Here is a 13732-nt window from a genome sequence, read left to right as displayed (position 1 = left end):
TATAAAATCAGGAGGGACATAGTATGACGATCAAAGAAGTGAGTGAACGTTTTGATCTGTCTGCCGACACTTTACGCTATTATGAGAGAATCGGACTCATACCAAGGGTTCCGCGCAATAAAAGCGGCGTGAGAGACTACGATGAAGAGTCCTGTCAGTGGGTCCAGCTTATAAAGTGTATGCGCAAGGCCGGTGTACAGATAGAAGCGCTTATAGAATATGTGGCGCTGTACCGGCAGGGCGACGATACGGTCGATGCCCGCAGGGATATTCTTGCCGAGCAGAGAAACCGTCTGATCGAAAGGATGGAGGATATGCAGGCGGCGCTGGAGCGTCTGAACGGGAAGATAGAGCGTTACGACCAGGGACTGATGAGGAGTTCATCCGGGCAGTAACGTCAATTTATGACATATATTTGTTGAACTGCCATTCATTTACAGTTATAATTAGAACCATATGAAATGAGGGTACTGTATAGATGGGGGAGGTCCGCAATATATGTCAAACTGGTCACTGCTCACAGAGTTTGCCGCGCTGCTGCTTGTCATAATTCTGTTGTCGAGCCTTGCGATATATAAGAAGAGAATCACACATTCGCTGAAGCTGTTTGGAACATGCCTTGTACTTTCGGGATGTTCCATTGTGTTAAATATGATCTGTGTCATTTTGCTGAAGCACAGAAGGCTTATACCTGGGGGAATAAATGTACTGGCCAATTCGTTGTATTTCTGGCTCGTCGTACTGCTCACCTCAGTGACGGCCATGTATATATTTGAGAAAATGCTGGAACACGTGTATGACCAATACTGCATCGTGCGTGCCAGAAGAATGCTCGTCTCTTTTGTCAGTCTCTATACCGTCCTTATTTTCGTGAATCTGAAGGCGGGGGTATTGTTCTGGTTTGACAGCGGGGGCAATTATCACAGAGGGATATTGAATGGCGCAGGTTACGGTGTTATGCTGTTGGAGATGATGTTTCTGTATATCTGTTTTTTCAGACACCGTTCCAGTGTGAGCAGGGAGATGAAACATGCGCTGAAACTGTTTCCGCCGGTTGTCATTACGCTTGTTGCAATGCAGCTCATAAATCAGGGGCTGCTGCTCAATGGGATCATCGTGGCGTTTGTCGATACGATTCTTTTTATAAGCTTCTTCAGCCAGCGGAGAGAGAATGACAGCGTGACCGGGGCGGGAAACAGAAATGCATTCTATTCCGAGCTTGCTTACCGGGTGGCGGGAAAGCAGAAGTTTCAGGTACTGCTTGTAGTTCCGCGAGATTTCGGAGCTATCAATCAGCGTTACGGCCATCAGACCGGCAATGAATTTCTCTATGCCGTTGTTTTGTGGCTGGAAGAGACATACAGAGAAGCTGCCGTTTACAGATATATAGGGGTGACATTTGCCGTTATATTTCCTTATTCAGACTCTGCTTTGGCGGACAGATATGCAAGAGAGCTGGAAGAGAGGTTTGAGCAGCCATGGGTGATCGGACAGTACGAGGAGACCATAACGGCAGCTTTCGGCAGTATGGTCCATACAGGGGGAGACCAGGAAGAAGACCAGATGATGGAGCTTCTGGACTACTTGCTTTCGCTTGCCAAGCATTCCGGCCAGAAGCATATACATTTCGGCAGGGAAGTAAAAGAACGTTTCCTGCGCGCCAGGATGGTGGCGGATACCGTGCGCAGAGCGGTGAAAGAACAGCTTTTTGAAGTATGGTACCAGCCGGTATATTCCCCGGAAAAGGGATGTTATTATTCTGCAGAGGCGCTCGTAAGGCTCCGGGACGGAGAAGGAGGATTTCTCTCTCCGGATGAATTTATCCCTGTAGCGGAAGGGATCGGAGTCGTGAGCAATATCTTCTGGCAGGTGCTCGGGGAAGTGTGCCGGTTTATTAAGAGAAATCCGGATCTGCCGGTCGGTACGATATCTGTGAATATGTCTATGGAACAATTTGAGGAGCCTGATCTTCCGCGGAGGATCCAGAGACTTCTGGGGGCATGGGACATTGCGCCCCAAAAGATAAAGTTTGAGATCACCGAGCGTGTCATATCAGAAGATGCGGTGCAGGTACAGAAAGTGATACATGAGATGGAAGAATTCGGATTTCGTTTTTATCTGGATGACTTTGGCATCGGTTATTCTAATTTTGCTTCCGTGGCAGAGTATCATTTTGAATCGATCAAGCTGGATAAGAGTCTTGTGGGCATCACCGAGAAGGCGGAGAAGGGTTACAATATAGTTTGCGGCCTTATCAGCCTGTTCCATGAGATGGGGATGGAAGTTATCGCAGAAGGGGTCGAGACGGCCGGCCAGTCGGAGACGCTCACCAGTATGGGGGCGGATAAGATCCAGGGTTTTTATTATGCGCGGCCTATGCCGGGGGCTGAGCTGGTGAAGTTTCGCGGCTGACAAGTACGTCGGACCGCAGGAGCCCTTTCAATATTTCCTTGGCTTCCCCGCGTATTTCTTCCAGTGTTTCCTTTTCTGAATGACATTCGTTGATAAATCCCAGGATTCCGTAGCAGAGGAATCCTGCGATTTTTTTTGCAGTGTATCTAAGGTGAAAGTTTAATATGCGCGCCTCTTTGTCTGTGTGCATCTCCACCGTTTCCAGAACATAGTTATAGAAAGAGAATGCAAGGTACGGATTCTCCTCGGGCAGTGTGTGCCGGAAAAAGTCGTAATTGGCATAGTATAATTCCAGTATGACGTCCAGCACATTGCAGTATCCGAGCACAAGGTCTCTGCCGGGGTTATTCTCCGCCTGTCTGCGTATATAATTACCTGTCCCGATGCGGATCATATCCTGAAAAATATCATCCGCGAGGGCATACTTGTCGCTGTAGTGAGAGTAGAAGGTGATGCGGCTCGTGTCGGCCCTGCGGCAGAGTTCGGTGATGGATATCTGTTCAAACGGCATATCCGCCAGCATTTCTATCAGAGTACCTTTTAAGTTTTTCTTTGTCTTCCGGACGCGTCTGTCTTCCATGATCTTTTTTACAATTTCTCCAATCTGTATAAATAACTGACAGAAGTGAATATCTGTAAATTGTCCTTCTTCCTTCAGTTTGCTATAATCTTAACACGTGTAATAATAACGGTCAATGTGTTAGTTAACGGAAAGGAGCGTTTATGCCAGGCGTTGCAGTGATGACAGACAGTAATTGTGGATTTATGCAGGAGGACGGGGAAAAGTATGGTATATCGATCATACCGATGCCGATTGTCATAGATGGAACTACTTATTATGAAGGGCTGGATATTTCGCAGGAGCAGTTTTATGAAAAGCTGTCCGGGGGAGCGTCCGTCACATCTTCCCAGCCTTCACCGGGAGATGTCATGGACAGGTGGGACAGACTGCTTGAGAAATATGATGAGATCGTTTATATTCCGATGTCCAGCGGGCTCAGCCATTCCTATGAATGTGCAGCCGCGTTCTCACAGGAGTATGGCGACCGGGTGCATGTTGTGGATAATCACAGAATATCGATCACCCAGGCGCAGTCGGTTCTGGATGCCCGGATTCTCGTTCAGCAGGGGAGAAACGGAACGGAGATCAAAAGCATCCTTGAGCGGGAGGCTCTGGATGCCAGCATATATATAGCGGTCGATACGCTGGAGTATTTACAGAAGGGCGGCAGAGTGACCCCGGCGGGAGCGGCGGTCGGCACAGTGCTGAATATAAAGCCCGTACTCACGATACAGGGAGATAAGCTGGATGCCTATGCGAAAGCCCGCGGGATGAAATCCGCTTTTAAGACGATGTGCCGGGCGCTGAAAGGGGAACTGGCGGGAAGATTCCGCGGCCTGCAGGAAGCCGGCTGTCTCTGTGCGGGCATTGCCGGCACCTATATGGAGCCGGCGCTTCTGGAAGGCTGGAAAGCGGAATTTGAAAGGGAATTCCCTGGTCTGGATGTAATGTATATGCCGCTCACGCTGAGCATTGGCTGTCATATTGGGCCGGGCGGGCTTGGAGTGGGCATTTACAGGAAGCACTGCCTAAACGGCTGAGTCACGCCAGAGTTTTCGGTATTGGCTAGGGGAACATTCCATATACCGGCGGAATATCTTTCCGTAATAACACGGGTTGGAAAAGCCGGAGACACCGGCGGCCTTTGTGATGCTCTCCCCCGCTTTCAGCAGGGGAAGACTCTGCTGTATACGGTAGTACATCACGTATTCAAACAGCGTCATATGCATATGCTTTTTGAAAAAGCGGCAGCATTCACTTTTACATATGCCGATGCTGCGGGCAATATCTTCCAATGCAATATTTTCATTATAGTGGAGCTGTATGTAAGACAGAATATCTCTCAGCCGTCTCAGGGCTTCCGATGTCTGCCTCTCATCTGCGGGCACTGTGCTGTAATAGCGGTAGAGCTTCTGCCAGACAGTGCACAGCGCAATATGGACCTTAAGCTCATAATCCGCAGGAGGAGCTTTCGACAAGGCATATATATGCCGGATCTCGTCCAGTATATCGCGCTGCCAGTCCGTCTCTCTGCTGAGTAAGAGGGAGGACCAGTCCGGATTGGAAGTGATAAAGTCTACATATTTTGTATGCAGGGCGCTGTTTTCATACCCATAGATGAATCTTGGGCTGAACGTTACGGATAGATAGTCACAGTCCTGCTTTTCTGTCATATATCCGGAATGAAGGGTATTGCTGTTTGCAAAGAGTCCGTTCCCTTCTGTCAGAATGTAACATGTGTCGTTCACATGATATTCGATCCGCCCCTTCATGACCCATGTAAGCTCTATCTCAGGGTGCCAGTGCCAGAGAAAAGAGTTTGAGTCAAAGCGGTTGATGGATTCTTCGCTTATATATACCGGGAAGCTGTAATTTCCATGTTCTTTTATTTCCATCTGATCTGGTCTGATCTTCAGCTGCATATCTCAATATCCTTATGGTTTTTTCAATTATAGTTGTTGTTTTCTGTATCATTACTCATTAAAATTATAGAATAAAGATAAAAATAAGGCAACGGAAATTTTGACCCGCAGGCAGGAGTCTGTCCGTGAGTGGGGAAAGGAAAGGTATATGAAGGAGAAATTAACAGAAAAGTTCAGAGAACTGTACGGGGAGGGCGGAGATATCCGCGCTTATTTTGCGCCGGGACGCGTAAATCTCATCGGAGAACACACGGATTATAACGGCGGTCATGTGTTCCCGTGCGCACTTACGATCGGCACCTACGGGATCGCAAGAATGAGGGAGGACAGGAAACTCCGGTTCTACTCTGTGAATTTTGACACAATGGGAGTAATAGAAACAGGACTTGATGAACTCCTTCCGAGTGAGGCGGCGGGATGGACGAACTATCCGAAAGGGGTCATGTGGGCCTTTGAGGAGCGCGGATACAAGCTTTCACATGGACTGGATCTGCTTATCTGGGGGGATATACCAAACGGCTCGGGACTTTCGTCGTCCGCTTCGCTGGAAGTGCTGACCGGTCTGATCCTTAAGGATATGTATGGCTTTGATGTCTCCATGACAGAGATCGCGCTCATCGGCCAGTATTCGGAGAACAACTTTAACGGCTGCAACTGTGGAATCATGGACCAGTTTGCCAGCGCCATGGGGAAAAAGGACAATGCCATCTTCCTTGATACGAATACGCTCGCGTATGAATATGCGCCTGTCGTACTTACAGATGCGCGCATTGTCATCACAAACAGCAAGGTAAAGCACAGCCTTGTGGATTCCGCTTATAACGACAGAAGAAGAGAGAGCGAAGAGGCGCTCATGGAACTGAAGAAGGTCACGGATATCAAGACGCTGGGCGACTTGACGGAGCAGGACTTTGAAAGGTATCAGTCTGCCATAGGAGATGAAACGAGGAGGAGGCGGGCAAAACACGCCGTATACGAAAACCGGAGGACGATCCGGGCAGTGGAGGCGCTTAGAAGCGGTGACATAGAACTGTTTGGCCGTCTCATGAATGAATCCCACTTGTCACAGAGAGATGATTATGAGGTGTCCTGCAAGGAGATAGATCTTCTTGTTGAGCTGGCATGGGAAGTGCCCGGCGTCATAGGATCACGCATCACGGGAGGCGGATTCGGAGGCTGCACGGTCAGCATCGTTAAGAGAGATGCCGTTGATACCTTTATCGAAACGCTCGGAAGCGGATACCGGAAACAGACAGGATGCGAGGCGGAATTCTATGTGGTCGATATCGGCGATGGAGCCCACAGATTCCGGGAAACCGTCACAAAGGAATAAAGAAGGAAAGGGGAAAAGGAGACGCTGAGATGTTATTTGAAAATATAAAAAAGCTGGTTGAATACGGAGTGGAAACAGGACTGACACCTGAATGTGAGCGCAGTTATACAACGAATCTGCTGCTTGATCTGTTTTGCGAAGACAATTATGAGGATACAGAATGCGACCTGTCGGATATAGTCCTTGAGGATGTGCTGAAAGGACTTCTCGACGAGGCATGTTCCCGGGGACTCATAGAAGACAGCATCACATGCCGGGATCTGTTTGACACAAGGATCATGAACTGCCTGCTCCCGCGCCCGGCGCAGGTGCAGGAGACCTTCTGGAAAAAATATGACATATCTGCGAAGGAGGCTGCGGACTATTTCTACAAGTTCAGCCAGGACAGTGACTACATCCGCAGATACCGGGTAAAAAAAGATATGAAGTGGAAGGCAGACTCCCCCTATGGTGAGATCGACATTACGATCAATCTGTCCAAACCGGAGAAAGACCCAAAGGCCATCGCCGCGGCGGGAAGCGCCAAAGCGTCGGGTTATCCGAAGTGCCTGCTCTGTATGGAGAACGAAGGATATGCGGGACATCTGAACCACCCGGCCAGAGAGAACCACCGGATCATCCCGGTCACGATCAATGACAGCAGGTGGGGATTCCAGTATTCACCGTATGTCTATTACAATGAGCACTGTATTGTGCTGAACGGGCAGCACACGCCGATGAAGATAGAGAAGAATACATTTGTAAAGCTGTTTGATTTTGTAAAGCTGTTTCCGCACTATTTTCTCGGCTCTAATGCGGATCTTCCGATCGTCGGCGGTTCTATCTTAAGTCATGACCACTTTCAGGGAGGAAATTATACATTTGCAATGGCAAAGGCGCCAGTGGAGACTGCGGTTACGATCCCGGGCTATGAAGATGTAGAAGCGGGGATCGTCAAGTGGCCGCTGTCTGTGCTGCGCATAAGAGGCAAAGACGAGAAGCGGCTTATCGCGCTGGCGGACCATGTGCTGACGGCATGGAGAGGCTACACGGACGAGGATGCCTTTATCTTTGCAGAGACGGACGGAGAGCCCCACAACACGATCACACCCATCGCGCGTAAGGTTGGAGATACATTTGAACTTGATCTGGCGCTCCGTAATAACATTATGTCTGAGGAACATCCGCTTGGCGTATATCATCCCCACGCGCAGTATCACAACATAAAGAAAGAAAACATCGGCCTTATTGAAGTGATGGGGCTTGCCGTCCTGCCGTCCAGGCTCAAAGACGAGATGGAAGCTCTTGCGGAACACCTGGTGGAGGGCAGTGATATCGAACAAGATGAGAAGACGGCCAAACACGCTGCGTGGGCGGCGGCCTTCAAAGATAAATACGAGATCACAAGAGAGAATGTGATGGATATTCTGAAAAAAGAGATCGGTATTACATTCACACGGGTACTTGAAAATGCCGGCGTATATAAGTGCACTGAAGAAGGGAGAAAAGCCTTTCTCAGATTCATCCACACCTTATAATGCCCGTATAATGAGAGAGAAATATAGAAAAGGGAAATGTCGGTTTCATATATCAGCAGGCCCTGACTCTGTCTCTGTGGACAGAACATGTGCTTCTGCGATAAAAGCCGCCGCCTGTCTCACGGTGTATATCCAGTCTGTTTGAAGCAAAAACGGAATCATGCAGGGGCGAAGGTATAAATTTTTCAACCTTCGCCCTTTTTTGCGCCTCTTATGGTAAAATGAAAGCGGAATAAACCATACATGCAGAAAGTCTTTACAGGCTTTCTGTTTTGCTTTCTTCGTGAGGGCAACGAGCCGGGCGGCTAATATCTGATCACAAGGGGGTACCCCCTTGTTGTGCCTGTTACACAGGCACAACAAGTCCCTCTGTCCGCCCTCTTGTACAAAGCCTCCGGAGAAGCCGCGCAAAAGAGCGGGACAATAGCCCCCGGCAGTCTTTCGATTCCCTGCGAAGCGGCCGGCGCCCGGACCGTCTGTATACGCGCAGCGGCAGCGCGCAGTTACGCGGCAACTAAAAAAGGTGACCTGAAGGAGGATAAATGATGAAAGTTGAGATGAGAATGAAAAAGAGGTTGGGCTTTGTGCTGTGCGCGGCGCTTCTTTTCTGCGGGAATGTGCCCGCTGTGGCCTTTGCCGCAAACGACGGCTGTACCCATGTTCACGACGGGAGCTGCGGCTATGTTTCCGCTGTGGAGGGGGCGCCCTGCGGCCATGTGCATGATGAAAGCTGCGGCGGGCTGCCGGTAAGAGGAAGCGTCCCGACAGATTATGAGGACAGCGGAGGCGCGGCATCCAACTCAGACACCGGCACGCCGGCCGTACAGGCGGAAACAGCCGCCGCCGTGACGCTCCCTGCCGCCACCGAGAGGGATGCGTCAGCCGATACTTTTGAGGCCGGCGGCCTTGGGTACAAGGTGCTGACAAGTGGCGCGGATCTTCGCACCGTATCCCTGACCGGCTGGGGAGCGGGCGGCGCGCAGGCCACCCTCGCTATCCCTGCCACGGTCCAGGATGGCGGCGGGAACACCTATAAGGTGACGGAGATTGCGGAAAGAGCCTTTGCCGGAGGAACAGCGGCCACCACTCTGGACATCACCGGGGCGGTGAATCTTGTGCAGATTCGTAACAATGCGTTCAATAGTTGGAAAAACCTCACCGCGAACGGGCTGGACTTGTCCGGCCTGACAAGCCTTACCACCATCGGCAGTACGGCGTTCTATAACTGTGGGTTCACGGGAGGGCTGAACCTGACCGACCTGACAAACCTTACCACTATTGGAGAGTATGCGTTCAAAAACTGTGGGTTCACGGGAGGGCTGGACGTGTCCGGCCTGACAAACCTTACCACTATTGGAGAGTCTGCGTTCTATAACTGTGGGTTCACGGGAGGGCTGGACGTGTCCGGCCTGACAAACCTTACCACTATTGGAGGATTTGCGTTCTATAACTGTGGGTTCACGGGAGGGCTGGACCTGACCAGCCTGAAAAACCTTACCACTATTGGAGAATTTGCGTTCAATAACTGTGGGTTCACGGGAGGGCTGGACCTGACCGGCCTGACAAACCTTACCACTATTGGAGGATTTGCGTTCAATAACTGTGGGTTCACGGGAGGGCTGGACCTGACCGGCCTGACAAACCTTACCACCATGGGTGAGTATGCGTTCTCTGACTGCGGCTTTTCCAGTGCGCGGCTGCCGGCCCAAATGACGGTCATACCCCCGGGCTTGTTTTCAGGCTGCAGAAACCTGGCCGCAGCGGAGCTGCCGTCCGGTCTCACCCAAATTGGTGTCGACGCGTTCTCTTACTGCGGCTTCACCGGCACGCTGGACCTGTCTGGTTATGCCCGGCTCACTACCATCAGCGGCGGCGCGTTTTGGGGGAATGCCGCCCTCACCGAAGTGCGTCTCCCCGCCGGCCTTACAAGTCTTGGCGATAGGGCGTTTCAAGAATGCTCCAGTCTCACCAGCCTGCGCTTTTACGGCGCAGACGCCCCCGCCATCGGCAGCTATATATTCTCCGCAATGGCGGCAAACGCTACCACCGGCACGGTGTACTACCCCTTCGGCGGCGCGGGCTACAGCGCGGATGCTTTTGACATCGGCAAAGACTTGGCCCAATTCGGCAGATGGACGTTTACCACCTTTAACGCCACGGCCCCCGTCCTTAAAGCTGGCACGGCTGTCCGTACGAGCGATATGGCGGCCAACGTTACCTTCACCAGCAGCAGGGCCGGTTGGTATTACTACGCCGTGGTGGACAGCGGCGCGGCCCGGCCCGCCATCGACACCACCGGCAAGGGCCCGGCCTGTGGGACCGGCCTTCAGACGATCCGTCTCACCACCCTCTCTGCCGGAGCCCAGGACATTTACATCGTGGTGAAGGACGCGGACGGCAATGTGAGCGACCGCGGTTTCAAGATCCCGATCCCGGCGTTTACCATCCCAGGCAAGGGCACGGCGGAGACCGGCACCGCGGACGGCGCGCCTCATACAAGGAACATCACCATCAAATCGGACACTGTCCCGCAGACGGGCGATCCGGCAGACATACTGCCCTGGCTGGTGATAATAGTGGCGGTCCTCCTGGGCTGCGCCACCCTTGCTGCCTATCGGAAATGCCGCGGCACAAAGCGTCGGGAGTGAGCGGGGAAAACTGCCCCGGATGTACCTGGCTTTATCAAAGGTGTGTATAAGGCGGGGGGACAGGTTCCTGCCATAACCGGATACGTTTTAGAAAAGCCGCCGCGGTGATGGACCGCGGCGGCCTTTCTGATATTCTGTGGATCATTGAAAAAAGGGCCGTTCTCCTTAAGAGAAACTACATCCATTCTTAGACGGATATTTAGAATTGTATTTAGGAAATCTTTAGATTTGCGGGCTAAGATATAAGTAATCTGAAAGGAGATGGGAAAATGAACGTATTAATTTTAAGTAGTCAGTTTGGAATGGGTCATCAGATGGCGGCGAAAGCCATCGGTGAAGAGATAAAGAAACAGAATGAAGACGCCAGGGTAACGGAGCTGGATCTGCTCACTTACTGTTATCCGCGCGTAAGCCGCTATATATTTAAGTTGTTCCATATGCTTGTGGAGCACTGTTACGGAATATATAACATGGTATATAAATTATCAGGCAAAATGAAGGTGGATATAAAACCGTCGGGAATTACGGTATATAAAAAGCTGCAGAAGCTTATGGACGAGTATGAGCCGGATATGATCGTATGTACGCTGCCGCTCTGTGCAAAGTCAATTGCCTCTTATATTGAGAAGACAGGGTGCCGGATCCCGCTTGTTACCTGTATCACGGATATCAGTATACATCCGGAGTGGATAACCCCGCAGACAGACGCCTATCTGGCTCCGACAAATGAGGTGAAGGAAAGCCTCGTGGAGAGGGGAACGGCGCCGGAGAATGTGTTCGTGACAGGGATCCCGGTCAGACAGCAGTTTCTTGAGAACACCGGAAAGCAGCGGGATAAAGTAACGAAGGTGCTGATCATGGGAGGAGGGCTCGGCATCATACCAAATCTGGATGAGCTTATAGATATGCTCCACCACACACCCGGCGTGTCCGCGACGATCATAACGGGGAAGAATCAGAAAGCGTACGATACCTGGCATGGGAAATACGATGACATAGAAGTGCTTGGTTATACGGAAAATATGAGTGATCATGTGAAGGAGGCGGATCTTGTCATCACAAAAGCAGGAGGGATCACCTTATTTGAACTTATTCACTGTGAAGTGCCGCTTTTCGTAATTCACCCGTTCCTGGAGCAGGAAGTTAACAACGCGCGGTATGCGCAGGAACACGGAATTGCCAGGGTGATCTGGGATAAAACAACCGATTTTACCGGTATTCTGAAAGAATTTCTCTCCGATGACAGACAGTGGCAGGAGATGAAAAAAAATATGCGCAGAGTGAAGCGTGAGATCATGGAATGCAGTGTCGAAGATGCGATGCGTACCGTAGCGGAAAGGATGGCGGCATGATGTGGATGATAGCAGCGACGGCCGTTCTGGCCATAATAGTTTTAAGCTACAGTGTGTTTCCGTCCTTTGCACTCAGGTATGTACAGACGTGGAAGAGGAAACGCGCCGGCAGCGGCAGGGTCCTCTATCTGACCTTTGACGACGGGCCGGGCGGAAGTGACACGGAAGCGCTTCTCGACCTGCTGAAAAAATATGAGATTAAGGCATCTTTTTTTACAGTGGCTGAGTCTGCCGGGAAGTATCCTTCGCTCATTGCGCGGATGAAGGAGGAAGGACATCTCATCGGGCTCCACTCGGTACATCACAACAATGCTTTGTTCCGGGGAAACAGATTTACGTATACGGATCTGGCGCAGTCCATGTTTGCGCTGCAAAAGCTTGGATGTGACGCCGTCTATTACCGCCCGCCGTGGGGACATCTCAATCTGTTCACGCTGGGGTGGCTTAAGAGGCTGAATCTCCGTCTCATATTCTGGGATGTCATGGCGCAGGACTGGTCGGAAAAGGAGACGGCAGACACCATTTGTTTGAAGATCATGCGCAGAGTATTTCCGGGGGCGGTCATCTGTCTGCATGACGGAAGAGGCGCTGCGGGAGCTCCGGCAAGAACTGTTGACGCGCTGAGGCAGGCGCTTCCGATGCTGCTGCAGGAAGGGTACACGTTTAAGAGGGTGGACGACAATGAATAATACAATGACTATACAGAAGACTGGAAAACAAATATTGATGTTTCTGCTGATTTTATTTCTGCTGTTTTTCTGCCTTATGAAAGGAAAAGATGTAGGGCAGATAATGGATATCGCCGTTTCGGCCTCCTTTCCATCCATCGCGCTGGGTCTTTTGATGGCGGGGACCTTCCATGTGTCCGAGGGACTGAATCTGAGGATATTGCTGCGGGTGATGGGACATCCGGTATCGTTTGTACAGGGGATGAAGTATGCCTACACCGGGTTTTTCTTCAGCTCCATCACACCGTCTTCCACAGGCGGCCAGCCGATGCAGCTGTACATGATGAAGAGAGACGGGATCGAACTGTCCCATGGTTCTCTTGCACTGCTGATGGAACTGGCAGGATTTCAGACGGTTGTCTTTCTCTTTGAGATACTGGCGGTAATACTCGTGCCGGTCATGGGAATTGAGGTGCCTGTAACTGTAAAGATTCTGGCCGCTGCAGGATTTGTTATGAACGCAGTCTTTGTACTGTTTCTTGTCACAGTTATATTTTCCGAGAAAATGGGAAAGAAGCTTTCCCGCTTGATCGAGCGGCTCATCCCGAAGCTTCCGTTTGTGAAGGAAGAAAAAAAACAGGAGTGGGTCGGGAAGACGGAGGCAGGACTTGAAGAGTTTCACACATGCGCGCTCACGATGAAGCAGCATAAGAGAGAGATCGTAAAGATGCTTTTCATCAGCACAGTCCAGATCGTATGCTGGTTCGGTGTACCGTATATGGTATATCTGGCGCTTGGGTATCACGGCGTCCCGTTTATACATCTTTTTCTGCTGCAGGTGCTCGTCTATATGGCGGGAGCGCTGCTGCCGCTGCCGGGGGCGATGGGGATAAGTGAGTTTGTATTTATACAGCTCTTTGGAGGCATATACAGCGGAAATTCCATGACGGCTGCAGTTCTCCTCAGCCGCGGCATCAGTTTTTACTTTCTCCTTGCATTCAGCGGGCTGATGCTGCTGCTCATTTATACAGGGAAAAAGATGAAGAGAAGCAGGGGATAAGCTTCATGCGGCAAAGCCTTCCTTTTTTCTTAAGAAAATTTATAAACATTTTCACCTTTCGACACATTCGGGTCATAATCATTTTGTATAATAAATATATCAATTAAAGAAGACGGCGGTCGTGCTTATGAAGTAGTATGATCGTCGGACTTCGCCTAATAAAATCGGTAAAAATAATATTATTTTGTATATAAAACGGGGAAGGCTTCCTGTCTGCAGGAGTCCTTACCCGTTCTTTGCGCCTGGCCACACGTGCGC

The 13732-nt window shown here is 50.7% G+C and carries 11 protein-coding genes; 9 read left to right on the top strand and 2 right to left on the bottom strand.

Annotated elements, in window-relative coordinates:
• The first annotated feature begins 23 nt into the window (after window positions 1-23).
• Window positions 24-395, top strand: coding sequence for a MerR family transcriptional regulator (locus LAJLEIBI_RS13775; protein ID WP_006442724.1), 372 nt, complete (start codon window positions 24-26; stop codon window positions 393-395).
• A gap of 103 nt (window positions 396-498) precedes the next feature.
• Window positions 499-2412: a bifunctional diguanylate cyclase/phosphodiesterase gene (locus LAJLEIBI_RS13770; RefSeq protein WP_006442723.1), complete on the top strand. Its 1914-nt coding sequence runs from the start codon at window positions 499-501 to the stop codon at window positions 2410-2412.
• On the opposite strand, the gene LAJLEIBI_RS13765 is transcribed toward LAJLEIBI_RS13770, so the two are convergent.
• On the bottom strand, window positions 2375-2992 hold the full coding sequence (locus tag LAJLEIBI_RS13765) for a TetR/AcrR family transcriptional regulator (protein ID WP_006442722.1): 618 nt from the start codon (window positions 2990-2992) through the stop codon (window positions 2375-2377). The genes LAJLEIBI_RS13770 and LAJLEIBI_RS13765 overlap by 38 nt on opposite strands.
• A 143-nt stretch (window positions 2993-3135) precedes the next feature.
• Here LAJLEIBI_RS13765 and LAJLEIBI_RS13760 point away from each other — a divergent pair, with 143 nt between their 5' ends.
• Window positions 3136-4014 carry a DegV family protein gene (locus tag LAJLEIBI_RS13760; protein WP_006442721.1) on the top strand — a complete coding sequence of 293 codons (879 nt, stop codon included), beginning with the start codon at window positions 3136-3138 and terminating at the stop codon, window positions 4012-4014.
• On the opposite strand, the gene LAJLEIBI_RS13755 is transcribed toward LAJLEIBI_RS13760, so the two are convergent.
• On the bottom strand, window positions 4003-4896 hold the full coding sequence (locus LAJLEIBI_RS13755; protein ID WP_006442720.1) for a helix-turn-helix transcriptional regulator: 894 nt from the start codon (window positions 4894-4896) through the stop codon (window positions 4003-4005). The genes LAJLEIBI_RS13760 and LAJLEIBI_RS13755 overlap by 12 nt on opposite strands.
• Before the next feature lie 148 nt (window positions 4897-5044).
• Between LAJLEIBI_RS13755 and LAJLEIBI_RS13750 the strand changes: the two genes are divergently transcribed.
• The 6 genes from LAJLEIBI_RS13750 to LAJLEIBI_RS13720 all read left to right on the top strand — a co-directional run bounded on the left by LAJLEIBI_RS13750 (window position 5045) and on the right by LAJLEIBI_RS13720 (window position 13474).
• Entirely contained in the window at window positions 5045-6229 is a 1185-nt protein-coding gene (locus LAJLEIBI_RS13750; RefSeq protein WP_006442719.1) for a galactokinase, read from the top strand.
• A gap of 29 nt (window positions 6230-6258) precedes the next feature.
• On the top strand, window positions 6259-7746 hold the full coding sequence (gene galT, locus LAJLEIBI_RS13745; protein ID WP_006442718.1) for a UDP-glucose--hexose-1-phosphate uridylyltransferase: 1488 nt from the start codon (window positions 6259-6261) through the stop codon (window positions 7744-7746).
• Window positions 7747-8288: 542 nt separating this feature from the next.
• Complete coding sequence (locus LAJLEIBI_RS13735; protein WP_006442715.1) at window positions 8289-10394, top strand: leucine-rich repeat domain-containing protein; 2106 nt, start codon at window positions 8289-8291, stop codon at window positions 10392-10394.
• 269 nt (window positions 10395-10663) lie between these two features.
• Window positions 10664-11746, top strand: a complete 1083-nt coding sequence (locus LAJLEIBI_RS13730; protein WP_006442714.1) for an MGDG synthase family glycosyltransferase — start codon at window positions 10664-10666, stop codon at window positions 11744-11746.
• Complete coding sequence (locus LAJLEIBI_RS13725; protein WP_006442713.1) at window positions 11743-12435, top strand: polysaccharide deacetylase family protein; 693 nt, start codon at window positions 11743-11745, stop codon at window positions 12433-12435. Before LAJLEIBI_RS13730 ends, LAJLEIBI_RS13725 begins: the two co-directional genes overlap by 4 nt.
• Window positions 12428-13474, top strand: coding sequence for a lysylphosphatidylglycerol synthase transmembrane domain-containing protein (locus LAJLEIBI_RS13720; protein ID WP_006442712.1), 1047 nt, complete (start codon window positions 12428-12430; stop codon window positions 13472-13474). The genes LAJLEIBI_RS13725 and LAJLEIBI_RS13720 overlap by 8 nt, the downstream gene beginning before the upstream one ends.
• The last annotated feature ends 258 nt before the right edge of the window (window positions 13475-13732 follow it).

It is taken from the genome of [Clostridium] hylemonae DSM 15053, from assembly GCF_008281175.1.
GTDB lineage: Bacteria > Bacillota > Clostridia > Lachnospirales > Lachnospiraceae > Extibacter > Extibacter hylemonae.
The sequence above is the reverse complement of the archived record's forward strand: the minus strand, read 5'-3'. Positions and strand labels throughout refer to the sequence as shown.

What these genes read in the sequence shown, in the direction of transcription:
- galT (WP_006442718.1), top strand. Translation starts at nt 6,259, where the DNA reads ATGTTATTTGAAAATATAAAAAAGCTGGTTGAATACGGAGTGGAAACA.
- LAJLEIBI_RS13725 (WP_006442713.1), top strand. Translation starts at nt 11,743, where the DNA reads ATGATGTGGATGATAGCAGCGACGGCCGTTCTGGCCATAATAGTTTTA.
- LAJLEIBI_RS13735 (WP_006442715.1), top strand. Translation starts at nt 8,289, where the DNA reads ATGATGAAAGTTGAGATGAGAATGAAAAAGAGGTTGGGCTTTGTGCTG.
- LAJLEIBI_RS13750 (WP_006442719.1), top strand. Translation starts at nt 5,045, where the DNA reads ATGAAGGAGAAATTAACAGAAAAGTTCAGAGAACTGTACGGGGAGGGC.
- LAJLEIBI_RS13720 (WP_006442712.1), top strand. Translation starts at nt 12,428, where the DNA reads ATGAATAATACAATGACTATACAGAAGACTGGAAAACAAATATTGATG.
- LAJLEIBI_RS13760 (WP_006442721.1), top strand. Translation starts at nt 3,136, where the DNA reads ATGCCAGGCGTTGCAGTGATGACAGACAGTAATTGTGGATTTATGCAG.
- LAJLEIBI_RS13770 (WP_006442723.1), top strand. Translation starts at nt 499, where the DNA reads ATGTCAAACTGGTCACTGCTCACAGAGTTTGCCGCGCTGCTGCTTGTC.
- LAJLEIBI_RS13775 (WP_006442724.1), top strand. Translation starts at nt 24, where the DNA reads ATGACGATCAAAGAAGTGAGTGAACGTTTTGATCTGTCTGCCGACACT.
- LAJLEIBI_RS13730 (WP_006442714.1), top strand. Translation starts at nt 10,664, where the DNA reads ATGAACGTATTAATTTTAAGTAGTCAGTTTGGAATGGGTCATCAGATG.
- LAJLEIBI_RS13765 (WP_006442722.1), bottom strand. Translation starts at nt 2,992, where the DNA reads ATGGAAGACAGACGCGTCCGGAAGACAAAGAAAAACTTAAAAGGTACT.
- LAJLEIBI_RS13755 (WP_006442720.1), bottom strand. Translation starts at nt 4,896, where the DNA reads ATGCAGCTGAAGATCAGACCAGATCAGATGGAAATAAAAGAACATGGA.